The sequence below is a fragment of the Streptomyces sp. SDT5-1 genome, assembly GCF_052245995.1.
Lineage (GTDB): Bacteria > Actinomycetota > Actinomycetes > Streptomycetales > Streptomycetaceae > Streptomyces.
The window spans coordinates 4,241,036-4,265,266 of sequence record NZ_CM125963.1 but is presented as its reverse complement, the minus strand read 5'-3'; the positions used below and the strand labels follow the sequence as shown (position 1 = coordinate 4,265,266).

22 protein-coding genes and 1 riboswitch are annotated in these 24,231 nt (G+C 74.3%); of the genes, 7 read left to right on the top strand and 15 right to left on the bottom strand.

Going from position 1 to position 24,231, the window contains the following annotated elements; all coding sequences use genetic code 11:
• Positions 1 to 14 precede the first annotated feature (14 nt).
• The gene (locus ACTWJ8_RS19635) at positions 15 to 965 is read right to left on the bottom strand and encodes a LysR substrate-binding domain-containing protein (protein ID WP_443264730.1); all 951 of its coding nucleotides are present in this window, start codon (positions 963 to 965) and stop codon (positions 15 to 17) included.
• A gap of 125 nt (positions 966 to 1,090) precedes the next feature.
• Between ACTWJ8_RS19635 and snpA the strand changes: the two genes are divergently transcribed.
• Positions 1,091 to 1,756 carry a snapalysin gene (snpA, locus tag ACTWJ8_RS19630; RefSeq protein ID WP_356387360.1) on the top strand — a complete coding sequence of 222 codons (666 nt, stop codon included), beginning with the start codon at positions 1,091 to 1,093 and terminating at the stop codon, positions 1,754 to 1,756.
• Positions 1,757 to 1,849: 93 nt separating this feature from the next.
• Here the strand turns inward: snpA and ACTWJ8_RS19625 are convergent, their stop codons facing one another.
• The 4 genes from ACTWJ8_RS19625 to ACTWJ8_RS19610 form a co-directional block, all read right to left on the bottom strand.
• Positions 1,850 to 2,869 carry an endonuclease/exonuclease/phosphatase family protein gene (locus tag ACTWJ8_RS19625; protein WP_443264728.1) on the bottom strand — a complete coding sequence of 340 codons (1,020 nt, stop codon included), beginning with the start codon at positions 2,867 to 2,869 and terminating at the stop codon, positions 1,850 to 1,852.
• A gap of 58 nt (positions 2,870 to 2,927) precedes the next feature.
• The gene (locus ACTWJ8_RS19620) at positions 2,928 to 3,428 is read right to left on the bottom strand and encodes a DUF7144 family membrane protein (protein WP_356386850.1); all 501 of its coding nucleotides are present in this window, start codon (positions 3,426 to 3,428) and stop codon (positions 2,928 to 2,930) included.
• The gene (locus tag ACTWJ8_RS19615) at positions 3,361 to 4,341 is read right to left on the bottom strand and encodes a hypothetical protein (protein WP_356386853.1); all 981 of its coding nucleotides are present in this window, start codon (positions 4,339 to 4,341) and stop codon (positions 3,361 to 3,363) included. Before ACTWJ8_RS19615 ends, ACTWJ8_RS19620 begins: the two co-directional genes overlap by 68 nt.
• Positions 4,342 to 4,467: 126 nt before the next feature.
• Complete coding sequence (locus tag ACTWJ8_RS19610) at positions 4,468 to 4,893, bottom strand: hypothetical protein (RefSeq protein WP_356386856.1); 426 nt, start codon at positions 4,891 to 4,893, stop codon at positions 4,468 to 4,470.
• A gap of 147 nt (positions 4,894 to 5,040) precedes the next feature.
• On the opposite strand from ACTWJ8_RS19610, the gene ACTWJ8_RS19605 reads away from it, so the two are divergent.
• A complete protein-coding gene (locus ACTWJ8_RS19605; RefSeq protein ID WP_356386859.1) occupies positions 5,041 to 5,676 on the top strand; it encodes an NAD(P)-dependent oxidoreductase in 636 nt (211 codons plus the stop codon).
• Here the strand turns inward: ACTWJ8_RS19605 and ACTWJ8_RS19600 are convergent.
• From ACTWJ8_RS19600 to ACTWJ8_RS19580, 5 genes are all read right to left on the bottom strand, one after another.
• Positions 5,604 to 6,896 (bottom strand): PP2C family protein-serine/threonine phosphatase, encoded by a 1,293-nt coding sequence (locus ACTWJ8_RS19600; protein ID WP_443264726.1) that lies wholly within the window; start codon positions 6,894 to 6,896, stop codon positions 5,604 to 5,606. The genes ACTWJ8_RS19605 and ACTWJ8_RS19600 overlap by 73 nt on opposite strands.
• Before the next feature lie 72 nt (positions 6,897 to 6,968).
• Positions 6,969 to 8,363 (bottom strand): IclR family transcriptional regulator domain-containing protein, encoded by a 1,395-nt coding sequence (locus tag ACTWJ8_RS19595; protein ID WP_443264724.1) that lies wholly within the window; start codon positions 8,361 to 8,363, stop codon positions 6,969 to 6,971.
• Positions 8,364 to 8,401: 38 nt separating this feature from the next.
• The gene (locus ACTWJ8_RS19590; protein WP_356386867.1) at positions 8,402 to 9,226 is read right to left on the bottom strand and encodes a ParB/RepB/Spo0J family partition protein; all 825 of its coding nucleotides are present in this window, start codon (positions 9,224 to 9,226) and stop codon (positions 8,402 to 8,404) included.
• The gene (locus tag ACTWJ8_RS19585) at positions 9,226 to 10,026 is read right to left on the bottom strand and encodes a nucleotide-binding protein (protein ID WP_443264722.1); all 801 of its coding nucleotides are present in this window, start codon (positions 10,024 to 10,026) and stop codon (positions 9,226 to 9,228) included. Before ACTWJ8_RS19585 ends, ACTWJ8_RS19590 begins: the two co-directional genes overlap by 1 nt.
• Positions 10,027 to 10,086: 60 nt before the next feature.
• The gene (locus tag ACTWJ8_RS19580; RefSeq protein WP_443264720.1) at positions 10,087 to 11,322 is read right to left on the bottom strand and encodes an MFS transporter; all 1,236 of its coding nucleotides are present in this window, start codon (positions 11,320 to 11,322) and stop codon (positions 10,087 to 10,089) included.
• A gap of 115 nt (positions 11,323 to 11,437) precedes the next feature.
• On the opposite strand from ACTWJ8_RS19580, the gene ACTWJ8_RS19575 reads away from it, so the two are divergent.
• Positions 11,438 to 12,370 carry a LysR family transcriptional regulator gene (locus tag ACTWJ8_RS19575; RefSeq protein ID WP_443264718.1) on the top strand — a complete coding sequence of 311 codons (933 nt, stop codon included), beginning with the start codon at positions 11,438 to 11,440 and terminating at the stop codon, positions 12,368 to 12,370.
• 68 nt (positions 12,371 to 12,438) lie between these two features.
• Positions 12,439 to 13,398 (top strand): S8 family peptidase, encoded by a 960-nt coding sequence (locus tag ACTWJ8_RS19570; RefSeq protein ID WP_356386879.1) that lies wholly within the window; start codon positions 12,439 to 12,441, stop codon positions 13,396 to 13,398.
• A 21-nt stretch (positions 13,399 to 13,419) separates the two neighbouring features.
• Here ACTWJ8_RS19570 and ACTWJ8_RS19565 read toward each other — a convergent pair whose 3' ends face one another.
• Complete coding sequence (locus ACTWJ8_RS19565) at positions 13,420 to 15,183, bottom strand: DUF6049 family protein (protein ID WP_443264717.1); 1,764 nt, start codon at positions 15,181 to 15,183, stop codon at positions 13,420 to 13,422.
• Positions 15,184 to 15,381: 198 nt separating this feature from the next.
• Between ACTWJ8_RS19565 and cbiE the strand changes: the two genes are divergently transcribed.
• On the top strand, positions 15,382 to 16,629 hold the full coding sequence (cbiE, locus tag ACTWJ8_RS19560) for a precorrin-6y C5,15-methyltransferase (decarboxylating) subunit CbiE (RefSeq protein ID WP_443264715.1): 1,248 nt from the start codon (positions 15,382 to 15,384) through the stop codon (positions 16,627 to 16,629).
• Complete coding sequence (gene cobM / locus ACTWJ8_RS19555; protein ID WP_443264713.1) at positions 16,626 to 17,369, top strand: precorrin-4 C(11)-methyltransferase; 744 nt, start codon at positions 16,626 to 16,628, stop codon at positions 17,367 to 17,369. Before cbiE ends, cobM begins: the two co-directional genes overlap by 4 nt.
• Positions 17,370 to 18,816: 1,447 nt before the next feature.
• On the opposite strand, the gene ACTWJ8_RS19550 is transcribed toward cobM, so the two are convergent.
• Positions 18,817 to 19,923 carry a cobalt-precorrin-5B (C(1))-methyltransferase gene (locus tag ACTWJ8_RS19550; protein WP_443264711.1) on the bottom strand — a complete coding sequence of 369 codons (1,107 nt, stop codon included), beginning with the start codon at positions 19,921 to 19,923 and terminating at the stop codon, positions 18,817 to 18,819.
• Positions 19,924 to 19,934: 11 nt separating this feature from the next.
• Between ACTWJ8_RS19550 and ACTWJ8_RS19545 the strand changes: the two genes are divergently transcribed.
• Positions 19,935 to 20,687, top strand: a complete 753-nt coding sequence (locus tag ACTWJ8_RS19545) for a cobalt-precorrin-6A reductase (protein WP_443264709.1) — start codon at positions 19,935 to 19,937, stop codon at positions 20,685 to 20,687.
• On the opposite strand, the gene cobJ is transcribed toward ACTWJ8_RS19545, so the two are convergent.
• From cobJ to cobG, 3 genes are read right to left on the bottom strand one after another with little or no spacing between them, the layout of a single operon-like run.
• The gene (gene cobJ, locus ACTWJ8_RS19540; RefSeq protein WP_443264707.1) at positions 20,669 to 22,174 is read right to left on the bottom strand and encodes a precorrin-3B C(17)-methyltransferase; all 1,506 of its coding nucleotides are present in this window, start codon (positions 22,172 to 22,174) and stop codon (positions 20,669 to 20,671) included. The genes ACTWJ8_RS19545 and cobJ overlap by 19 nt on opposite strands.
• Entirely contained in the window at positions 22,171 to 22,821 is a 651-nt protein-coding gene (locus ACTWJ8_RS19535; RefSeq protein ID WP_356386899.1) for a precorrin-8X methylmutase, read from the bottom strand. Before ACTWJ8_RS19535 ends, cobJ begins: the two co-directional genes overlap by 4 nt.
• An 8-nt stretch (positions 22,822 to 22,829) precedes the next feature.
• Positions 22,830 to 23,993, bottom strand: a complete 1,164-nt coding sequence (gene cobG / locus ACTWJ8_RS19530) for a precorrin-3B synthase (RefSeq protein ID WP_443264705.1) — start codon at positions 23,991 to 23,993, stop codon at positions 22,830 to 22,832.
• Between the two features lie 97 nt (positions 23,994 to 24,090).
• Positions 24,091 to 24,183: riboswitch (cobalamin riboswitch) on the top strand.
• Positions 24,184 to 24,231 lie beyond the last annotated feature (48 nt).

Here is a 24,231-nt window from a genome sequence, read left to right as displayed (position 1 = left end):
GCGGACACGTAAGGTTAGCCGCCACGGACCGTGATCTTGGGCAGGGTGCGGCCGAGGCGGGTCCGATACGCCGGGGATTGGTGTGCCGCCTCCCCATATGCCTCTCGCAGGGCCGGGGACACGGCGTTCAGGACTGCCGTCGAGCGTGCCGCGAGCAGCAGGCGTACCGCAACCGGGTCTCCCTCGAGTGGGCGGATCGCCATGTCGGGGCGGGCCAGCGACGTGGGCTGGCAGAGCGTCACCACCTCGCCCGTCGCGACGAGGTTCGCCGCGGTCAGGTAATCGCCGTGCAGCACACGGGGGTTGAGCCCCGCCGCGCGGAACGCCCGCAGCAGGCCGTCCCATTCGCCGTCCACGGTCGGGTCGATCATCCACCGGTCGTCCGCCAGATCGGTGAGGCGTACGACGGGGTGCCGGGCCGCCGGATGGTCCGCCGACAGGGAGACGTACTGGGGTTCGCGGTCGATCAGCACCTCGCAGGTCAGCCCCGGCGGGATGCGCAGCGGGCTGCCCTCCACCTCGTGGACGAACGCCACGTCGAGCTCGCCGTCGGCGACGAGCCGCAGGAGCGCGTGCGCCGAGACGTCCATGCGCAGCGACGGCTCGACCGGCGAGTCCGCGCGCAGCCGCCGCAGCCAGCCCGGCAGCGCGCGACTGGCGGTGGACCCGATGCGCAGGTGGCGCTCGCCGGTCGCGTCGGCGGCCCGCGCCCGGGTCTCGTCGACGAGCGCGCGCAGTTCGTCGACGAGCGGTCTGGCCCGCGTGAGCAGGGTCCGGCCGAGCGGGGTGGGACGGCAGCCGGTGCGCTCGCGGGTGAAGAGGCGGCCGCCGAGGTGGTCCTCTATGCGGCGCAGTTGGGTGCTGAGCGCGGGCTGGGTCATGCCGAGGTGCCGGGCGGCCTTGTGCAGGCTGCCGGTGTCCTCGATCGCGCACAGGACGCGCAGGTGCCGCACTTCCAGCTGCATGAAAGGTGAGCGTAGAACCGTCCCGTGCGCCGCACCAGACGCAACTGCGCCGTGATAACGCCGAGTTATCGCCGATTGGCATCTTTCCCGTGCGTACCGCCCGCCCCAGAATCTCACGCATGGACATGACACCACCCCCCACAGTCATCCGTCTCCTCGCGTGTGCCCTGGGTGCCGGGCTCACCGTCACCGCCCTCGCCGCGACCCCCGCCGCCGCGTCCACCGCCTCCCCCACGAGCGGTCACGCGCGCTACGCCGGGTCCGCCGAGGAGGCCGCGGCCAACAAGGCGTTCTTCGAGGCCGTCCTGAAGTCCGTCGCCGAGAAGCGCGCCGCGAACCCCGGCGCCGAGTCCGTCACCGTCACGTACGACGCATCGGCGGCGCCCACCTTCCAGCAGCAGATATCGAAGAGCGCGTCGATCTGGAACTCCTCCGTGTCGAACGTGCAGCTCCAGTCCTCGTCCGGCGGCGGCGACTTCTCGTACCGCGAGGGCAACGACTCGCGCGGCTCGTACGCGTCGACGGACGGGCACGGCCGCGGGTACGTCTTCCTGGACTACGCGCAGAACCAGGAGTACGACTCGACGCGCGTCACCACGCACGAGACCGGCCACGTGCTCGGCCTGCCCGACCACTACGAAGGCCCGTGCAGCGAGCTGATGTCCGGCGGCGGCCCCGGCCCCTCGTGCACCAACGCCAACCCGGACGCCAATGAGCGGGCTCAGGTCGAGTCCCTGTGGGCCAACGGCTTCACGAAGGCCCTGCACAAGGCCGAGGCCCGGCTCCGCTAGCCGCGCGCACAGCGCCGAGCACCACACCCCCCACAGCCCACCGGGCCGTCGTCCGCCTCCCCATGGACGGTGGCCCGGTGGAGCGCGTGGGGCTCAGCCGTGCAGCGTGAGGTCTACCAGGAGCGCCCGGTGGTCGGTGTCCGACAGGCGTACGAATCGGGATGCGTCGGCGGAGAAGTCGTCGGTGACCAGGACGTGGTCGATCTGCGTGCCCAGCGGTCCGGGTGCGGTCGACGGCCAGCTCGGCGTGCGGGCGCGGCCGGTGAGGCGGGCCGCGTCGCGCAGCGCGCCCGCGTCGAGGATCCGGCGGAACGCCGCGTGGTCCTGCGTCGCGTTGAAGTCGCCCGCCATGATCGCCGGCCCGCGCGCGGCCCGCGCCGCGTCCGCGAGCCGGCCCAGCTCGGTCCGCCACACGCCGACCTGGTCGGGCAGCGGCGGCATGGGATGCGCGAGCTGGAGCCGCACCGCGTGCCCGCGCACGTCCGCGACGGCCGCCGGCATGCCCATCGTCCCGGCCACCGTCGGCGCGGCCTTCAGCGGGAATCTGCTGAGGATCGTCGAACCCTCCGAGCCGTCGGCCGCCACCGCGCGCCGGTACGGGTAGCGGGTGCGCAGCGACTCGCGGTCGAGGGCGTCGCGGCAGGGGCTTCCGCACTCCGCGACGAAGACGAGGTCGGGGCGGTGCCGGGCGACGGTGTCGATCAGCGCGTTCGTGCCGCGGCTGAACTGGACGTTGGACGCGAGCACCCGGACCCCGGAGACCGGCGGCCCGGCGGGTTCGCCGCCGTCCTTGCCGTACGGCTCCGTGTACCAGGCGAGCGCGCCGAGCACGACGACGCCGCAGACGAGTCCCGTGCGCCAGCGGGCGAGCAGCGCGATCAGCAGGGCGGCGGCCGTGGGCGCGATCAACCAGGGCAGGAACGCGAGGAGTTGGGGCACGGGGGTGACCGCGTCGCGGCCCGCCGCCCGGCAGCCGACGACCACGCCGACCCCGGCCAGCAGCAGCGCCGCCGCCCACGCGCCCGCCCTGTTGACGCGGCGGCGCCCGGCGCCCCGCGGCTCGTACCGCGCGGCGCCGGGCGCCGCGTCCGTGATGTGCTGCCCCTGGTCCACGGCCCGCCCCCGTACCCGTTCGCTCGGATTTCTCCAGGCTAGCCGTGGTCGAGCCGGGTCAGGCCGGTTTGGTGGTGCGGGGGTCGGTGCTGTTCGGAGCGTGGCCGCGGTCGGAGGCGAGGGCCCAGATGACGAAGACACCGATGCCGATGGAGATGACCGACCACACCGGCGCGTACGGCAGGAACAGGAAGTACTCGACGACGTAGAGCGCGCCGAAGGCGATGCCCGCGCCGCGCGCCCAGTCCTTGTCCTTGAGCACGCCCCAGCCGGTGACCGCGACGAGCACGCCGATGACCAGGTGGATCCAGCCCCACGTGGTGAGGTTGAAGGCGTAGACGTAGTCGCCGATCCGGCCGTAGACGTCGTCCTTGGCGATGGCGGCGATCCCGTTGAGGACGCCGAGGCAGCCGCTGACGAGCATCAGGACGCCGGCGAACAGGGTGCCGCCCGCCGCCCAGTCGTTGCGGGGGCCCTGGCCCCGCGTCGGGTCAGGGTCGGGCCTGCGGTGAGCCTCTGACCAGTCGTTCGTCCCGGCTTCCGGCGGTGTGTGACTCATGTGGGCGCCTCCTCGTGTCACCCGCAGGCTCGCCCCGGAGCCGCCGGGCGGCATCCCGTGCGCGGCCGAACGGGTGCCTGCCGAGCCACACCACGAGCGCGAGCAGCAGTCCCGCCGCCACGATCACCCACGACGCGGTGCGCATCGGCGAGGTCAGCGCGTCGTACACCGCTCCGGTCGCCGCCCGGTTCGTGGCGCCGGAGATGTCGGAGAGCGTCAGGGCGCGGGCGATGGGCAGCGCGACGAGCAGCGCGGCGGCGCCCAGGGCCGCGCCGAGGGCGGTCAGGGCGAGGGCGCGGCGGCGGTGCGCGGCGAGCGCGAGACCGATGGCCGCGCATCCGACGGCGGCGAGCGGCAGCCACAGGCCCGCGCGCTGGAGCAGATGGAAGACCGTGCGCAGTTCCGCCAGGTCGCCCGCGGACAGCAGGGTGACCTCGGTGTGGGTGACCGGGATGCGCTCGGCGAACGGCACGCCGTTCGCCTCCAGTTGGCCCTTGACCTGCTCGGTGACGGGGGCGAGGTCGAGCGTGACGGGTCCGGTGGCGCCGTCGTCGAGGGCCCGCTGCACGGCGTCGTGGGCGGCCCGGTTCGCGGTGTCCCAGGCGTCGCGGAAGGCGGCGGTGCCCGTGAACGAGACGACGGCGTCGTGCAGATACTGCTCGACGGCGCCTTCGAGGGCGCCCATGTCGACGTTCTTCATGACGCCGGAGGTCACCGCGTCGGCGACCGCGTTCCGCACGTCCGGGTCGGCGGCGAGCGGCGCCATCGTGGCCGCGTACCGGTCGCCGTCGCCGATCTCGTGCTTCGCCCACGTGGAGAGCGTGCCGAGGGGTACGAGGAGACAGGCGACGACGAGCAGCACCGCGGAGAGGACGGCGGTGAAGCGGCCGGTGGCGGGGGCTTTTCGGGTCACCTTGCCAGGCAAGGCCCCGGCCGGGCGGGGCGCGAGCGCTCCGGTGGAGCACTGGGCCGAACGGGTGCATGTTCCGGCCCCGCCCGCTCCCGGTGGAGCCCAGCCGACCTCTATAGAACGTACGTTCTATGCGGGGGCGTACTCGCTGGCCGAGTAGTACCGGTAGTACGTCCCCACGAACACGCTCGCGCCGATGATCATGCCGAGCACGATCGACCACAGGATCGCCCGGTCCGCGAGGCTGTGCAGGAAACCGACCGCGATCCCGGCGAACGCGCCCCAGGCCGCGGCCCGCGCGAAGAAGTGCCGGCCCGCCAGCTGCTTCGACCAGTGGTGGATGCCGAAGCACAGGGCCGCCACGACGATCCCGGTGACGAAGCCGAGCGCGATGTTGCCCCCGGTGACCTCGCCGCCGAAGCGGTCGACGCTCGCCGCCCAGAATCCGTACGCGATGCCGGTCACGACGGGGACGACGAGACCAGGACTCATGGGGGAGACGGACGTGCCACCGGTGTGGCCGCGTCCGGGTGCGGGTGCCGCGTGCTGAGCCATGACGGGCTCCTTTCTGCCAGGCCCCCTCGGGTGCCTCGCCGGGCCCCCTCGGGTGTCCCGAGTTCCGCGTGCCTCGCCTTCCATTGACCTCTCACGGGGCGCGGTCCGCAACATGCGGGCCCGCGCGCACCGTGTTTCGCTGAGCCCATGAACATCCTGCTCCTGGGCGCCACCGGCATGGTCGGCAGCCGTATCGCCGCCGAGGCCCTCGGCCGCGGCCACAGCGTGACCGCCGTCAGCCGCTCCGGAGACGTCCCCGTCGCCGGCGTCACCCCCGCGGCGGCGGACGTCGCCGACACGCAGCGGCTCGCGCAGCTCGCGGGCGGGCACGACGCGGTGGCCTCCGCCCTCGCGCCGCCCCGCGACGGCTCCGACCCGGTCAAGCCGTTCCTCGCGCTGAACCAGTCGCTGGTCGCAGGCGTGCGCGCCTCCGGGGTCGCGCGGCTCGTGGTGGTCGGCGGCGCGGGCAGCCTGGAGGTGGCGCCGGGCGAGGCGCTCATGGACCAGCCGGGCTTCCCCGACGCGTACCGGGGCGAGGCGCTCGCGCACCGGGACGTGCTCGCGTACCTGCGCACGGTCGACGACCTCGACTGGACGTACATCTCGCCCGCGGCCGAGATCGGCCCGGGGGAGCGCACCGAGGAGTTCCGGATCGGCGGCGACCGGCTGATGAAGGACGCGGACGGCGAGAGCCGGATCAGCGCGGAGGACTACGCGCTGGCCTTCGTCGACGAGCTGGAGCGCGACGCGCACTCCAGGAAGCGCATGTCCGTGGCGTACTGACCGTCAGCGGTGCGCGGCCCGTACAGCTCCGCGTCCGCCGCGTCCACGTACGGGGCGCGCTCCGCGGTCCTGCGGATGACGGTGATCGCCGCGTCGTCGCTCGGCGGCCCGTACCGGTGCTCCCGCAGATCCTCAGCGAGCCGCCGCAGCAGCACGCCCGGCGGCTCCTGCGCGGTGCGCGGCGTCACCAGGCGCGGCAGCCGCTCCCGTACGGGATAGAAGGTGCCGCCCGCGTCGCGGCACTCGGTCACGCCGTCGGTGAAGAGGATCAGCGTGTCCCCGACGCCGAACGGCAGCCGGGCCACGCGCGGCGCCGCCGCGCCCAGCGTCCCCATGCCGAGCGGGAGCCCGGCCGGAAGCTCGGGCGTGTGCACCCGGCCTTCGGCGGTGACGACGAGCGGCGGCTCGTGCCCGAAGTTGACGACGTCGACGCGGTCTGCCGACTCCGGCGGGAAGTGCAGCAGCAGGCCCGTGGAGAACGCGTCCGTGAGGCCCTCGCCCTCGGTGATCCGGGTCCAGGCGCTGTAGCGCTGCATCGCGATCTCCAGACGCCGCGCCACCTCCTCGATCCGCTCCTCGTGGTACGCCGCCTCACGGAACGCGCCGAGCAGCCACGCCGACGCCGACACGGCGGGCAGGCCCTTGCCGCTGACGTCGCCGAGCACGGCGCGGACCCCGTACGGCGAGGGCTGGAAGTCGTACCAGTCGCCGCCGACGCGGGCCGCGCGGGCCGCGGGCTGGTAGTAGTCGGCGATGCGCAGGTCCTCGAAGCGCTCGGGCAGCCCGCGCATCACGGCGCGCTGGGTGGCCTCGGCGATGTCGGTGAGGGCCCGCACCCGGCTGCGCTGCTCCTCCCTGCGGCGCGCGATCAGCACGCCGAGCAGTCCGCCGGTGCCGATCATCAGCGGCCCGAGCACGGCCCAGCTGCCGCCGGTCGGCAGCGGTGCCACCGCCTGGAGGCCGAGGTAGACGCAGATCAGCAGCCCGGTCACGACGGCGGTGACGGTCACGGGGGCGAGCAGCGCCACGGCGATCGGCACGAGGCCGAGCAGGGCGCGCGCCCGGAAGTCGGCGGGCGTCGCCACGTCGAGGGTGACGATGATCAGCGCGAGCACCGCGACGAGCAGCACCACGGCACGCCAGCCGCCCGTGGGGCGTTCCGACGAGGGTGCCGCGCCACGGATCGACGAGTGGAAGCCGCTGGAGCCATGAGGGGTCATCACCTTCGAGCATGCGGGGCATTCGTCGTGAGGTGTAGGGACGAAGGTCCGTACGGCGGTGAGATCCGGGTCTCAGTGGGCGGGGACGCTCACGAAGCGCGACGTCACGTGCAGGTCGGCGGCGATGCGCTGCGCGCTCTCGGTGAGCGCGGCGGCCCACGCCCCGTCGTCGCCGCGGCCCTGGTGCGCCGTGACGTCGAGTGCGGACACCATGCGGCCCGCCCGGTCCCGCACCGGCACCGCCACCGACCGGAGCCCCGCCTCCGGCCCGTCGGCGGCGGCCCGCTCGCCGCCGTCGCGCAGCAGCAGCCCGGCGGCCGTGTCGGCGGCGGGCAGCCGGGAGCCGACGCCGATGTCGACGCTCATGACGCGGCGCGGCGTCACCCGCGCGGTGCACCGCACGTGGTCGCCGTCCGGCACGGACAGGCCCACGGATTCGCCGAGCCGCTCCGACAGGGCCGCGAGGTGCGGGCCGGCGATGCGGGGGAGCGTGGTGCGCGACAGGGGCGCGCAGCCGAGCGCGAGGACGCGGGGGGTGAGCCGGTACGCGCGGTCGTCGCGGGTGACGTAACCGAGGTGCTCGTACGTGATGAGGGCGCGGCGGGCGGTGGCGCGGGCGAGGCCGGTGGCCTCGGCGATCTCGGTGAGCGTGAGGGCGGGGCGGGCGGCGTCGAAGGCGGTGAGGACATGGAGGCCCCTGGCGAGCGAGACGATGGGGACGCGGCCGATGTCGGCCCCGTCGGCGATCGAGGCGCGGGGGCCGGGGCGGAGCCCCGAGGCGTACGTGCCCAGTACGGACTCCATCGACCGCACACACGCCTCCAGCGGCTCCCGCACCGCCTCCGCCAGCTCCCCGGCGGCGTGCCGGCTCGTGTGGCTGACCACGCTCACCGCACACACCACCGACCCGTCCGGGCCCCGCACCGGCACCGCCACCGCGACCAGGCCCGGTTCCACCAGCTGGTCGTCCACGGCCAGGGGAAGACCGTCCCGGAACACAAGACCCGGTGCGCAGCCGTGCATCGGCAGCGCGTCGCCCACCCGGAAGCTGATGGACAGCGCGCGCCTGCGCAGCACCTGGTGCACGAAGCGGATGTCGGTGCCGTCGGGCACCGCGAGGGAGACGGATTCGTCGAGCTCGTCCGCGAGCCGGTCGGCGAGCGGGCCGAGCGGCCCCGGCACCCGCAGCGCGTCAAGGCACGCGTCGGCGACGGCCATCAGGGGCGGGGCGAGCGCCGCGTCGCGCCCGTCGAGGCGTACGAAGCCCAGGTGGGCGAGGGTCGCGCAGATCCGGTCGACCGTGGAGCGGGCGAGCCCGGTGGCGCGCGCCAGGTCGGCGAGCGCGAGCGTGCCGTCCGCCTCCGTGAGGCGCCGCAGCACGTCGAGGCCGCGCATCAGCGGGGCAACGGCCTCGGCGGGCGGCTGCGGGGTCACGGGCGCGGACGGCACGGTCGGTACTTCGAGCACGGGGCCACGGTAAGCGAAGGCGGCGACGGCGCGGCCGGCTATCGGCCGAGCAGTTCGACGATCCGGTCGAGGGTGGCCGGGGCGAGATGCCGGCGCAGCGCCTCGACGACATCGTCCGGGGTCCCCCGGCTGTCGATCTTGATTACGCCGTAATCGCGGGCCCGCTTCTCCTTGCGCGCGGCGGGGACGGTCGCGGCGGCGTCGGCCTCGCCGGGGAGCAGCTGCTCGTCCTTCGGGAGGCGGGCGATGCGGCGGGCGTCCTCGATGGAGACGCGGCCGTCGGCGAGCGCCTCCTGGATGTCCTCGCGCAGCTTCATCAGCGACAGGCGCTGCGAGATGAAGCCCTGCGTCTTGCCGATGCGGGCGGCGACCTGGCGCTGCGAGTAGCCGTAGGAGGTGATGAGGCCCTGGATGGCCTGTGCCTGCTCCAGTTCCGTGAGGTCGTCGCGCTGCACGTTCTCGATCAGCGCGTCCTCGTCGGAGCGCGTCGCGTCGTCCCTGACCAGGACCGGAACCTCGTCGAGGCCCGCCATCCTGGCCGCCGCGAGCCGCCGGTGGCCGTGCAGCACCACGTACGGGGCGTTGCCGACGGCCTCCTTGTGGTGCGGGCGGGCGGCCAGGAACACGGCGGCGGAGACGACGCCGAGGGCCTGGAGGACGCCGCGCTCGCGGACCGTCTCGGCGAGCCCGTCGAGGTCGCGCAGCTCGTGGCGCGGGTTGTCCGGGTTCTCGGCGAGGTCGCCGATCGGCACGGTCAGCGGCTCGGTGTCGGGGCGTCTGCGCTGGGCGGGCGCCGCGGCCTGCTCCTGCGCGAGCTCCTTCTCGGCCGCCAGGAGCGAGGAGAGATCGGTACGACGGCCCATCAGACGGACACCTTCCTGCCTGCCTTGCCGGGCTTCGCCGCGGTCTTCTTCGTACGGGTGGACTTCTTGGCGGCGCGGGTCGGCGCCGGGATCGCGGCGAGGCCGACCTCCAGGGCGAGGCGGAAGAAGTCCTCGCGGGCCTGGAGGGCGACCCGGTTGGCGCCGTACTGCGTGACGACGAGACCGTCGGCGCTGGCCCGCGTGTGCAGCTTGTAGTGGCGCACGACGGTGCGGGCGAGCGGCCAGTCCTGGGCCTCGACGAACTTGCGGGTCTGCGCCAGATCGGCCTTGCCGTCGCGCGGGTCCCAGTTGTTGATGACCACGCGGAAGGGGAGGCCGCGCGGCTTCACGACGCGTTCCACGGTGCGCTGCGTGGGCTGGAAGCCGAGCGGTTCGGGCTCGATGGGGACGATGACGTCGGTGGCGTTGGAGAGCACCGCGCGCAGGGCGTCGGCGGCCGCGCCCTTGCCGAGGGGGTCGGCCCCGTCGTCGTCGGCGAGGTCGAGCCAGCCCGGGGTGTCGACGAAGACGTGCTCGGCGGACGGGATGCGGGAGAGCGCCGCGAGTCCCGCGAGGTCGTCGTGCGCCTGCACGAAGTCGAAGGGGAGGCCCTCGCCGACCCGCTCCGACCACCAGACGGCGGAGCCCTGCGGGTCGATGGAGACGGCGACGACCGGCGGGCGCTCGGCGTCGGGGGCGCCCGCGCCGAGCACGTCGGCGGTGACGGCCGCGAGGTTCACGGCGAGCGTGGACTTTCCCACGCCGCCTTTCTGATTGAGGATCACGTGTACGTGTGCCACGAAAACTCCCTGAACCGGACTGCATTGGACATCCGGCATATATGGGGCGGTTGTTCGTGGTCACTCTGGCAGCGTGGGCGCCGCGGGGCGTGGTGCACACGCCGGGGAGCGCAGTCCCCGCAGCAGCAGCGGCGTCGCGAGGAGCAGCACACCGGCGAGCGCGAGCGCCCCGCGCGTCCCGATCAGCGCGGCGAAACCGCCCCACGCGAGGGTCAGCGCCGCGGTCACCGCGCGCTGCGTGACGGTCCACGCGGACAGCACCCGCGCCACCCGGTCGTCGTCCGTGAGCCGCAGCCGCTCGGCCGCCATCACCGGGGCGAAGACGGCGCAGCAGGTGATCAGCCCGAACTCCACGCCGACCACCACGAGCATCCCCGCGACGCCGGGCCCCACGAACGCGAGCCCGACCGGCCAGCACGCCCGCGCGGCCCCGCTCACGAGCAGCACCCGCCGCTCCCCGTACCGCTTCACCAGCGGGGTGGCGAGCCGGGAGCCGACGAGGCCGCCCAGGCACGGGACGCCGAAGACGAGGCCGTACTGCCAGGGGGCCAGGCCCAGTTCGTCGAGGAGCAGCACCGCCATGAGCGGGGAGCCCACCATGATGAGGGCGTTCACCAGGCTGTTGTTGAGGAAGAGGGCGCGCAGCGCGGGCCGCTCCCACAGGTGCCGCCAGCCCTCGGCCATGTCGGCGCCGCTGAACCGGCCGTGCGCGGAGCGCGCCGGACGGGGCTCGGGGGCCCGGATTGCGCGGACGCCGAGCGCCGACAGGACGTAGCTCACCGCGTCCAGGAGGACCGTCGTCAGCGGGCCGAACGCGCCGATCAGCGCCCCGCCGAGCGGCGGCCCCACCGCCGTCGCGGTCCACTGCGTGGCCTCGAACCTGGCGTTGGCCGGCAGGAGTCCATCGGCCGGGACGAGCGCCTTGAGGTGGGCGCCGCTCGCCGCCCGGAACACGATGTCGGCCGCGGCCACCACCACGGACACCACGACGAGTTGGGCGAACGTGAGTGCGTCGAGGACGTACGCGAGCGGCAGCGTCAGCAGGGCCGCGCAGCGCACCAGGTCGGCGAGGATCATCACGGGCCGCTTGCGCCGGAACTCGACCCACGGCCCGAGCGGCACCGCGAGCAGCGCCCCGACCGCGAGCCCGGCCGCCGCGAGGAACGACACCCGCGCCGCCCCGCTGTCCAGCGCGAGCACGGCGACCAGCTGGAACGCGTCGAGCGCGAGCCACGATCCGGCGGTGCTCACCGCGAAGGCGGCCCACAGCCACCCGAAGTCCCGCCCGAGCCGCATCAGCTCATCTCCTCCCGTGACCAGGCGAGGAGATACAAGCGGTCGGCGACGCGCCGCGGCAAACAACCGACACCGCGATCCGTACAACCAGTGGTTGTATGGACGGGTGGACCCCGTGGACCTCCAGAACGTACGCACCTTCGTCGCCGTCGCCGACGAGGGCCAGATCCAGATCGCCGCCGCCGAACTCGGCATCACCCAGCAGGCCGCCTCCAAGCGCGTCGCCGCCCTGGAACGGGAGCTCGGGGCGCGCCTGTTCACCCGCACCCCGCGCGGCGCCCGGCTCACCCTCGACGGCGAGACGTTCCTGCCGCACGCGCGGGAACTGCTCGCCGTCGCCGCACGCGCCGCCGACTCCGTACGCGGCGGCGGCCGGCCCCTGCGCGTCGACGTGCTCGGCGCCAACGTGATCACCAACGGGGTCGTGCAGGACTTCCACCAGGCCCACCCGCAGCTCCCGCTCGACGTCGTCGCCCTCGGCCACGGCGGCCCCGCCGCGCTCGCCTCCGTACGGGAGGGCGGCGTCGACGCCGCGTTCTGGACCCGCGCCGTACCCGCCGACCGGCTGCCGCGCGAGGTGCGCAGCGCCCGCGTCATCGACGAGCCGGCCGTCCTCGTCACCGGCGCCGCCCACCCCCTCGCCGACCGCTCCGATGTCACCCCCGCCGAACTCGCCGGACACCGCATCTGGATGCCCGGCATGGCGAAGGGCAGCGAATGGGCCGCGTACTACGAGGAGTTGGCGCGCGCGTACGGCCTCACCATCGACGCGGGCGGCACCACCTTCGGCGGCGGCCACCTGCTGCGCACCGTCGCGGCCGCGGACGACGTGGCGACCATCATGGGCACCCGCACCCCGCTCACCCGACCCTCCGACATCGAGCTGCGCTTCGTCCCCGTACGCCGCCCCACCCCGCTCTACCCGCTGTCCCTGCTGTGGCGGGCCGACAACCGGCACCCGGGGCTCGCGGCGCTCCTGACGTACCTGACGGACCGGTACGAGGAGCCCGGCGACGGCGACTTCTGGATCCCGGACTGGGCCCGCTGACCACGCCCGGTAGCCCACACGGGCGGCCACCACATGCGTGAGGCGGCGGTCGACCGCAGGCTCGGACCATGCGCATCCGTACACCGCTCGTCGCCGCCACCATCGCCACCCTGCTGCTCGCCACCGCGTGCGGGGACGACAGCAAGCCGGACCCCATGCGGAAGGACCAGTGGGCCCTCGACGCGATGAAACTCCCGGACGCCTGGGACACGTCGAAGGGCGACGACACGGTGATCGCCGTCGTCGACTCCGGGGTCGCCACCGACCACCCCGACCTCAAGGGCAGGCTCGTCGACGGATACGACTTCGTCGACGGAGACGACGACCCCAAGGACCTCAACGGCCACGGCACCCACGTCTCCGGCATCGCCGCCGCCCACACCGACAACGGCGTCGGCGTCGCCGGCGGCGCGCCCGGCGCCAAGATCATGCCGGTGCGGGTGCTCGGCGCCAACGGCTCGGGATCCAACGGCAACATCACCAAGGGCATCGTCTGGGCCGCCGACCACGGCGCCGACGTCATCAACCTCTCCCTCGGCGAGGGCGTCCTGATGACGAAGCTGCTCCAGGGCGGCATCCTCAACCAGGCGATCCAGCACGCCCACGACAAGGGCGCGGTCGTCGTCGCCGCGGCCGGCAACGACGGCGCGGACACCCAGCCGTACAAGGTGCGCACCCCGGTCCTCGTCGTCGGCGCCAGCACCCGGAAGGGCACGGCGGCGGACTTCTCCAACTTCGGCGCCGAGCAGGCCGTGTCCGCGCCCGGCGAGGACATCCTGTCGACGCTGCCGACGTACAAGTCCAAGGAGACCCTGAAGGACACCTCCGGCTACGGGAAGCTGTCCGGCACCTCCATGGCGGCGCCCTACGTCTCCGCGCTCGCCGCGCTCCTGCACCACCAGGGCCTGAAACCCGACGCGATCATGTCCACGATCCGCGACACGGCCAGCAACCCGAAGAAGGACGCCAAGCTGGGCCTCGGCATCGTCGACGCGCAGGCGGCCGTCGAGAAGGCCGCGAAGAAGTAGCGGAAGCCGAGGAAGGGGTGTTCAGCCGCCGTCGCCGTTCCGCCTGCGCACCCGGCGCATACGGAACACGGCGGCGAGCGCGATGAGCCCGAGGCCCGCCGCCACCACGGCGATCGCCCCCGACGACACCGACGTCACATCGACCTCGAAGGTCATCTCCTCGCCCCACGGCTTCCCGTCGCTCGTCGTGTAGAGCTGCGCCGTCAGCCGCGCCTTGCCGTTGGCCTTCGCCGTCACCTCGATCTGCGAGGTGTGGGTCGCCGAACCCTCCGCCGACACCGAGACCTCGTCGTCGTTGACCCGCAGCCGCTCCGAGTCGCTGGACGTGACGCGCAGTTCGAGCCCGGAGACCTCCTGCTGCAGCGCGTTGTCGACCGTCACCGGGATCGAGGCGTCGCCCGACGTCACGGTGACCGTGGTCTTCGGCACCAGGCGCAGCGACTTCACCGACGTCCGCAGGAAGTTCGTCGTGCGCTTCTGGAACGTGCGCTGCGCCGCGTCCTCCTCCGCCCGCCAGGCCGTCGCCAGGGCGCGGGCCATCGCCGCGTGCACCGAGTCCGTGGTGGCGTCCGGGTCGGCGAGCACCTTGGACAGCGTCGCCAGCTCGTCCAGGTCACCGGCGGCGGCCGTCAGCCGCTCCTCGCCGAGCTCGCCCGCGCGCAGCCGCGAGGGGTACGAGGCCGGGGCCCCGGCCTCCCCGTCCACCGGGTCGTCGTCGGCCGAGCGGATGTCGCCCGGCTCCAGCCAGCCGTCCTTCGTACCCGCGTCGATCGCGGAACCCAGCGCGTCGGCCGCCGTGCCGGACAGATCGCGGGGCGGTACGACGACGGGGCGGGCGTTCGCCTTGAGGAGGGCGGTGATGTGCTCGACGGTCGACTTGTCCGCCGTGTCCGGCGTCGCGGACGCGGAGTCGCTCGGCGTGGGCGACGACGGGCTGCCGGAGCCGGATGCGGACGGCGTGGGGGTGGCGGACGGCTGCCGGTCCTTCAGGCGGGCGAGCGCCGTCGTCAGATCGGCCTCGTAGGGCAGCGCCGTCATCGCGTCGCCGCCACTGCCCAGCGTCACCGGATCGCCGTCGGCGGGCGTCAGGCCCTGCCCGGAGGCGAGCACCCGGGTGACGCCCAGCTTCGCGCCGAGCGCCGTCACGGAGGAGTCCAGCGCCCCGTCGACGGGCCAGCCGAGCCCGGCGCGGGTGTCGGTGCCGAGGATCCGCTCGACCCGCTTCCGCGTCTCCGCCGCGAGCCCCGCCACCACGTCCGTGAGGTCCTCGGTGTCGCTGCCCGGATGGTGGGCCAGCGACGCGAGGTCCGTGTCCGCGTACGGCAGCAGCCACACCTCGCGGCCCTCGACGGCCTCCCGCAGCTCGGACAGCCAGGCGCGGGCCGCGCCCTGGCCCGTGCCCTCCGTGGTGTCCTGCGGGCTCGACGAATCCGTGTTCTTCGCGACGCGGTAGCCGGTCGACATCTCCTGCGCGGCGATCATCACGTCCGGGTCGAGCACCCAGCTGACGTCGCGGTCCCTGCCCGCCTCCACGACCTCGCGGAGCCGGCCGCCGGGCGCGAACAGACCGGCCAGCGAGTCGTCGTCGAACACCGGCTTGGCGTTCGCCCCCGAGCCGAGCGCCGCCGCCGTCATGTGCGGAGTCGCGGTCACCGGCCACACCACGGCGGGCCGCGCCGGGTCGTCGTCCGCGGCGGCGGCCTCCGGGCCGGCGCAGGGGAGGGCCGAGACCCCGACCACCGCGGCGGTCACGAACCAGGCCCGCGCCGCTCCGTATCCCGCCATGCCGTCCCGCCTTCTGCCGATGCCGATCGTTCTTGAGGTAACACGGTGGCGGTGCCGGGGAGGGGGACCGTGGAGGCTCGCGGCGCGTCGGGATCCCCGGGGCCGCGGCATCGATGCGATGGAGGCGGCGTCGATGTCGCCCGATAGAGTTCGGCGCGACGTTGACGTTCTTGACGCCCCCACCAGAGGTAATCGGCCGTGACTCCCCCCGACCACCCCGCCGTGCCCGCGGTGACCGTCGTCGGAATCGGTGCCGACGGATGGGCCGGGCTCGCCGAGACGTCACGCGAGGCCCTGCGCGGCGCCGACGTCGTGATCGGCGGCCCCCGCCAGCTCGACCTGCTGCCGCCCGAGTGCGCGGGCGAACGCGTCCCCTGGCCTTCCCCGCTGCGCCCTGCCGTGCCCGGCCTCCTCGCCCGCCACACCGGCCGCCGCGTCGCCGTCCTCGCCAGCGGCGACCCCATGTTCTACGGGATCGGCCGGACCCTCACCGAGACCGTCGGCGCCGACGCGCTCCACGTACTGCCGCACCCGTCGTCCGTGTCCTACGCCTGCGCCCGGATCGGCTGGCCCGTCGAGGACACCGACGTCGTCACCCTCGTCGGCCGCCCCGCCGACCGGCTCGCCGCCGCCCTGCACCACGGCCGCCGCGTGCTTGTCCTCTCCGCGGGCGCCGACACCCCCGCCGAGGTCGCGAAGCTGCTGACCGACCGCGGGTTCGGGCCCAGCCGCATGACCGTCCTCGAACGCCTCGGCGCCGAGGAGGAGACCTCGTACGACGGGGTCGCCGACGCCTGGACGCACGCGCCGGGCGACCCGCTCAACGTCGTCGCCGTCGACTGCCGCCGCGCCCCCGACGCCCCGCGCCTCGGCGCCGCGCCCGGACTCCCCGACGCCGCGTACGAGCACGACGGGCAGCTCACCAAGCGCCATGTGCGGGCCGCGACGCTCGCCGCGCTCGCGCCCGCGCCCGGCGAACTCCTCTGGGACATCGGCGGCGGCTCCGGATCCATCGGCATCGAATGGATGCGCACGCACCCGTCCTGCCGCGCGTACGCCGTCGAACGCGACGCCGAGCGCGCCGACCGCATCGCCCGCAACGCGGCACGGCTCGGCGTCCCCGGGCTCGCCGTGACGACCGGCGCCGCGCCGGACGCGCTCGCCGGACTCCCGCGCCCCGACGCCGTGTTCATCGGCGGCGGCCTCACCGCGCCCGGACTCCTCGACGCCTGCTGGGACGCGCTCCCCGAAGGCGGCCGGCTGGTCGCCAACACGGTGACCCTCGAGTCCGAGGCGCTGCTCGCGGACCGGTACCGGCGGCAGGGCGGGGAACTTGTGAAACTCTCCGTCGCGCACGCCGTGCCCGTCGGCGGGTTCACCGGGTGGCGGCAGGCGATGCCGGTCACCCAATGGTCCGTAACGAAGACAAGGGTGGGACAGGCATGACGGTCTACTTCATCGGGGCGGGCCCCGGCGCCGCCGACCTGATCACCGTGCGCGGCGCGCGGACGCTCGCGGCGTGCGGGGTCTGCCTGTACGCCGGGTCGCTCGTGCCCGCCGAACTCCTCGCCGAGTGCCCCGCCGACGCGCGGCTCGTCGACACCGCGAACCTCGATCTCGACGCCATCGAGCGGGAGTTCGTCGCCGCGCACGAGGCGGGGCACGATGTGGCGCGGCTGCACTCCGGCGACCCGTCGGTGTTCTCCGCCGTCGCCGAACAGATGCGGCGGCTCGACGCGCTCGGGATTCCGTACGAGGTCGTGCCGGGGGTTCCGGCGTTCGCGGCGGCGGCAGCGGCGCTGAAGCGGGAGCTGACCGTGCCGACGGTCGGGCAGACGGTGATCCTCACGCGGGTCGCGCAGCAGGCGACGCCGATGCCGGAGGGGGAGGACCTGGCGACGCTCGGGGCGAGCGGGGCGCTGCTGGTTCTTCACCTGGGGGCGCGGTACGTCGACCGGATCGTGGCGGAGCTGACGCCGCACTACGGGGCGGACTGTCCGGCGGCCGTCGTGGCGTATGCGAGCCGGGAGAACGAGGTGGTGCTGCGGGGGACGCTCGGCGACATCGCGGACCAGGTGAAATCGGCGGATGTGCTGCGCACGGCGGTCATCATCGTGGGCCGAACGTTGGCCGCGACCCACTTCCGCGACAGCCACCTCTACTCCGTGACCCGCCCTCGCCCCTGAGCCCCGCCGCCCTCTGCGCCCACCCGTTCCTACGCCTCGGGGCGCTGCCCCGGTCCCCGCTGCTCAAGCGCCGCAGGGGCTGGATGTGCACACCTGCACCGTCCTCACGGGGCATCCCGTGGTCGGTCCGGCTGCCGCCGCCCAATGTCCCACCCCCCGCCCCCTCCGGGGGCGTAGGCCTCGCGGGGTTGCGGCACGGCCTCGGGCAGCCGGCCCTTGAGCCCCGATGCCCCCTGGCGCCCCTGTTCCTACGCCTCGGGGCTCTGCCCCGGTCCCCGCTGCTCAAGCGCCGCAGGGGGCTGGATGTGCACACCTGCACCGTCCCTTCGGGGCATCCCGTGGCCGGCCCGGCTGCCGCCGCCCAATGTCCCACCCACCCGCCCCCTCCGGGGGCGTAGGCCCCGCGGGGTGCCGCACGGCCTCGGGCAGCCGACCCCTGCTGCTCATCCGTCGCAGGGCTCACGCGTGCGCGCTGGCCCTCCGTTTCTGCGCCTCGGGGCTGTGCCCCGGCCTCTGCTGCTCGATCGCCGCAGGGGCCGGATGCGCACACCTGCACCGTCCCTACGGGGCGTCCCGTGGCCGGTCCGGCTGCCGCCGCCCAATATCCCGCCCCCCGCCCCCTCCGGGGGCGTAGGCCCCGCGGGGTGCCGCAATCCACTACGGTCGCCCGTCCCTATGGGGGGGAGCCGTACCGGCGGCCGTTTGTCCGGAGTCGGTGACGGCTGCCGTCAGGCATGGTCGGCCGCTTACCGGAGGTGGGTTGCGGCTGGCCGTAATGGCTGGGGTCCGTGTCGGCGGTGCTTGTCCGGGACGTGGCGTGGTGGTCCATCACCGTTGCGGGCCCCGTGGTGCCTAGGCCCCCGGAGGGGGCGGGTGGGTGGGATCTTGGGTGGCGGAAGCGATCCGGGCGGGCGGGGGCGACCGCCATGGCGACGAGCCGTCACCGGCTTGGTCGGCCGTTCCGACGGCCGTTTGTCGGGGGTGGGTTGCGGTCGGCCGCAACGCTTCGGGGCTTGTCCGGGGCGTGGCGCGGTGGACCACGACCGTTGTGGTTCCCCGTGGTGCTTACGCCCCTGGAGGGCGGCGGCAGCGAACCGGGTAGGCGGGGCGGATCGCCATGGTGACGAGTCGTCGTCGGACTGCTCGGCCGTTCCGACGGTCGCTTGCCGAAGCGGGTTGCGGCCGGGGCCGCAATGGCCGGGATCCGTGTCGGCGGGGCTTGTCCAGGCCGTGGCGCGGTCGACCATGGCCGTTGTGGTTCCCCCGTGGTGCCTACGCCCCCGGAGGGGGCGGGTGGGTGGGATCTTGGGTGGCGGTAGCTGTCCCGGGCAGGCCGGGTGGCCGCAACGCTCGACTGATCGCCGTGGCCGACTTGGGCAATCCGCCTCCCCCAGCCGCAGGCAGGGTGGGCAAGGCGGCCCCGGGCGCCGCGTAAGGGGCGCGGGGGCTAGGAGCGGCCGACCACCGTGCCCGCGCGGTCGATGCAGAGGACGTCCACCGCTACCGGCGCGCCGCGGAGGACCGTGAGGGATTCGTCGCGGGCCGCGGAGGCGACCAGGTCGCCGAGGGGGATGCCCGCCGCCGTGGCGAGGTGGAGGGCTGCCAAGCCCGTGTTGGCGTGGGTGATCTCGTCGACAAGAGAAGTGGACGCGCCCGCCCCGCGCGCCAGTTCCGCCAGGAAGGACTTGTCCACCTGGGAGCGCGCCGAGTGGAGGTCCAGGTGGCCCGCCGCCAGCTTCGACAGTTTCGCGAAACCGCCGCAGATGGTCAGCCGGTCGACCGGGTGACGGCGGATGTACTTGAGGACGGCGCCGGCGAAGTCCCCCATGTCCAGGAGCGCGTCCTCCGGCAGCCCGTACTCGCGGACGACCGTCTTCTCCGACGTCGACCCCGTACAGCCCGCCACATGCGTACGGCCCGCCGCCCGCGCCACGTCCACGCCCCGCCGGATGGAGTCGATCCACGCCGAGCACGAGTAGGGCACGACGATCCCCGTCGTGCCGAGGACGGACAGACCGCCGAGGATGCCGAGCCGCGGGTTCCACGTGGAACGGGCGATCTCCTCGCCGTGGTCGATGGACAGCGTGATCTCCACGTCGCCGCCGCCCCCGTGCTCCGCCGCCACCCGCGCCACGTGCTCCCGCATCATCTCCCGCGGCACCGGATTGACGGCCGGTTCCCCGACGGGCAGCGGAAGCCCGGGCCGGGTGACCGTGCCGACCCCGTCCCCCGCCCTGAACACCACGCCCGAACCGGCCGGGAGGCGACGGACCGTGGACCGTACGAGCGCCCCGTGCGTGACGTCCGGGTCGTCGCCCGCGTCCTTGACGACACCCGCCGTCGCCGATTCCCCGTCGAGGGACTCGACGGCGAGCGCGAAGGACGGCGTTTGCCCCTTCGGGAGCGTGATCGTGACCGGGTCGGGGAACTCGCCGGTCAGCAGTGCCGTGTACGCGGCGGTGGTCGCGGCCGTCGCGCAGGCGCCGGTCGTCCAGCCGGGCCGCAGGCCGGTGTGCTTGAGTTGGGCGCTGCGCCCACCCTTCGCCTCAGTCATGGAGTTCCCCGATGCTGCCGCACGTGCTGATCCTGGGAGGGACGACCGAGGCCAGGCGGCTCGCCGACGCCCTGCATCCGCGGGTGCGGGTGACCAGTTCGCTGGCGGGGCGGGTGGCGGCGCCGCGGCTGCCGGCCGGCGAGGTGCGGATCGGCGGGTTCGGCGGGGCCGATGGCATGGCGGAGTGGATCCGCGAGCACGCTGTGGGCGCGGTCATCGATGCCACGCATCCCTTCGCCGAGACGATCAGTTTCAACGCGGCGCGGGCCGCCGCCACCGCCCATGTTCCCCTGCTCGCGCTGCGGCGGCCCGGCTGGGTGCCGGGGGAGGGGGACGACTGGCGGGAGGTCGGCTCCCTGGTGGAGGCCGCGGAGGCGGTACGGGGCGCGGGGCGGGTCTTCCTCACGACCGGGCGGATGGGGCTCGCGGCGTTCGCCCACGTCGACGACGCGCACTTCCTCGTACGGTCCGTGGACGCGCCGGAGCCGCCGTTCCCGCCGCGGATGGAGGTGCTGCTCGACCGGGGGCCCTTCACGTTGGACGGCGAACGCGCCGTCCTCGCGGACCACGCCATCGACGTCCTGGTGACGAAGGACAGCGGCGGCGCGGCGACGGCCCCGAAGCTCGCCGCCGCGCGCGAGGCCGGCATCCCGGTCGTCGTCGTCCGCCGCCCCCCGGTCCCCGAGGGGGTCCCGGTGGCGACCACCGTCGACGACGCGGTCACCTGGGCCCACGCCCAACGGGCTCAGTCGGCCTCCGGGTAGCGGCGCGGGGTCCACGCCACCGTACGGCCGTCCGCGCGGACCGTCGCCTGCGTCTGCGACGAGCCGACGATCAGCAACGTACGCATGTCGACCACCGCGGGGTCGAGGTCCGCGAGACGCACCACTCGTACGCTCTCCTCCGGCCCGCCGACGTCCCTCGCGAGCACCACCGGGGTGTCCGGGAGCCGGAGTTCGAGGAGCAGCTCGCGCGCCTTGCCCACCTGCCACGTACGACTGCGCGAACCGGGGTTGTAGAGGGCGAGCACCAGATCCGCCGCGGCGGCGGTCCGCAACCGCTCCGCGATGACCTCCCACGGCTTGAGCCGGTCGGAGAGGGAGATGGTGGCGTAGTCGTGGCCGAGGGGCGCGCCGGCCTTCGCCGCCGCAGCGTTCGCCGCCGTGACGCCCGGCAGGACCCGCACCGGGATCTGCGCGTACCGCTCCTCCGAGGCGACCTCGAGCACCGCCGTCGCCATCGCGAAAACGCCGGGGTCGCCGCCGGAGACGACCGCGACCCGGTGCCCGCGCCGCGCGAGGTCGAGCGCGAACTCGGCGCGCTCGGACTCGACCTTGTTGTCCGAACCGTGCCGCACCTGCCCCGGCCGCTGCGGCACGCGCGCGAGGTACGTCGTGTAGCCGACGAGGACGTCGGCGTTCGCGAGCGCCCCGCGCGACTCGGGCGTCAGCCAGGGCGCGCCCGCGGGACCCGTGCCGACGACCGCGACCTCGCCGCGCGCCGGGTCGGGGTCCGTGACCGGCTCCGCGTCGATCCGGGAGGGCAGCACGGCGACGGAGAAGTACGGCACGGACGCCGGGTCGATGTCGGCGAGCGCGCCGGTGCGCTCGCCGACCATGAAGGCCCGCTCGACGTACCGGGCGTCGTCGAGCCGGCCCGAACTCTCGATCGCCGACCGCACCTTGGTGAACGTACGGCCCAGCTTCATCACGACCGCCGAGTCCGCCGCGGCGATCCGCGCGGTCAGCTCGTCCTCGGGGAGCGTGCCGGGGATGACGGTCAGCGTCTCCTTGTCCTCGCACAGCGGCTGCCCGAGGCGCGCGGCGGCGGCGCTGATGGACGTGACGCCGGGGATGACGGTCGTCTCGTAGCGGTCGGCGAGCCGCTTGTGCATGTGCTGGTACGAGCCGTAGAACATCGGGTCGCCCTCGGCGAGCACCGCGACCGTGCGCCCGGCGTCGAGGTGCGCGGCGAGGGTGGCGGCGGCCTCGGCGTAGAAGTCGTCGAGCGCGCCCCGGTAGCCGCCGGGGTGGTCGGTCGTCTCGACCGTGAGCGGGTACATCAGCCGCTCCTCGATCTGCGTCTCGCGGATGTGCTCCGCGGCGATCGAGCGGGCGATGGAACGCCCGTGGCGCGCGCAGTGGTACGCGATGACGTCGGCGGAGGCGATCGCCTTCACGGCCGCGACCGTCATCAGGTTCGGATCGCCGGGGCCGAGCCCGACGCCGTAGAGCTTGCCGGTGGCCGTCATGCCCGGTCCTCCATGATCTCCGCCTCGGTCGCGAGGGCGTTCAGTGCGGCGGCGGTCATGGCGCTGCCGCCACGCCGGCCGCGTACGACGAGGTGTTCCAGGCCGAGTTCGTTAGCGGCCAGGGCGTCCTTGGACTCGGCGGCGCCGACGAAGCCGACGGGTATGCCCAGCACGGCGGCGGGCTTCGGGGCGCCCTTTGCGATCATCTCCAGGAGGTGGAAGAGCGCGGTGGGGGCGTTGCCGATGGCGACGACGGCGCCGTCGAGGCGGTCGCGCCACAGTTCGAGGGCGGCGGCGCTGCGGGTGGTGCCCAACTCGCGGGCGAGGTCCGGCACTTCGGGCTCGCGGAGCGTGCAGATCACGTCGTTGTCGGCGGGGAGCCGCTTGCGGGTGACGCCGCTGGCGACCATGTGGGCGTCGCACAGGATGGGCGCGCCCGCGCGCAGCGCGGCCCGTGCGTTCGCCACGACGCCGGTGGACCAGCCGATGTCCTGTACGAGATCCACCTGGCCGCAGGCGTGGATCATGCGGACCGCCACCTGGGCGACGTCGGCGGGCAGCGCCGCGAGTCCGTCGGCGGCCTCCGCGCGGATCGTGGCAAAGGACTCGCGGTAGATCGCCGCGCCGTCCTTCTCGTAGTCGAACACGGTTGCTCTCAGCTCTCGGTGTGGTGGGGGACGGTTGTGGTGTATCCGCCGTCGGGGCGGGCCACGACGTCGACGTACGGGCCCACGGGGTGGCCGCAGCGGCGTTCGCAGCCGGACCAGTAGGTGGGGAGGGTCGGGTGGGCGTCGTCGATGCGGGCGGCGGCGTCGCGGCGGACGTCGGCGTGGGACTTGGCGCAGCCGGGGTGTCCGATGCAGGCCGCTACGCGGTTCCACGGGGAGGCGGGGTCGGTGACGAGGCCGACGCGGTCGAGCTCTTCGCGGTCCCCGCCCGGTACGACGACGCCGCGCCACGGCGTCAGTCGCAGCTCTCCGTCGGCGGTCCGCAGCAGCGCCGCCCACTGGTCGCTCCGCAGCACGCCGAACGGCACCCCCACCTGGACGTACGAGCCTTCGTTGCGCTGCACCGGGGGCCGCCTTGCCCACCCTGCCGCCCAAGGCGGCAGATTGCCCAAGGCTGGGTCGGCATGACCGGACAGGAGGTCCTCCAACTCCGCGCGGGAAGCGCCCAGTTCGGTGACCCGCCACACACGCCCACCCGCCTCACGCGCCGCCGCGACGAAGGACTCCGCCGCCGCCACCGCGACCTCCACGGCCCGGTCGAACGGCACCCGTACGACCGCCTCGCCGAGGGAGACGTCCGCATCGCCGGACGGGGTCGCCCGCACCAGCACGTCCGGCGCGAGCGCCGCGACATCGCCGCGGCCGTCATCCAGCGCGAACAGGAACCTCCCGGACAAGCCGGGCGTGACGGAACTCGCACGGATCGCCGCGTCCAGCCCGGTCAACCACTCCCGCACATCCACGAACCCGCCCCCGTCGAGCCCCGACAGTGGCGACGCCACCACGTTCCGGACCCGCTCGTGCGCCGCCGACGGCAGCAGCCCGGCCGCCCCGAGCCGCTCCGCGAGCTCACCCCCGCACCCCTCGCGCAAACCCCGCAACTGCACATTCCCGCGCGACGTCAGATGCAGCCGCCCGTCCCCGAGCCGCTCCGCCGCCTCGCCGAGCGCCCGTGCCTGTGCCACATCGAGGACCCCGCCGGGAATCCGCACACGCGCGAGGAACCCGTCGTCCGCGCTATGCAACCGCAAAGCACCCGGGCAGGCGTCGCCCGAGCCGACGGGTGGGTTGGGTATGGGGGAGGGGGACATGCCGGGGAGCATACATAGGGGCCGATTCGACCACCCCGTACCAGGTCGTCGCCCGGCACCGTACGATGCTCGGTGGCTGCCCGGACCCGGTCGGCCACCGCCGGCGACGGCGGCAGGGAGGAAGCCCGGTGCGATTCCGGCGCGGTCCCGCCACTGTGAACTCTCCAGCCGGAGAGCGAGCCAGGAACTCCCTTCCCACACGACCACCCGGGGCGCGGACACCCCGAGGAAGGCCAGA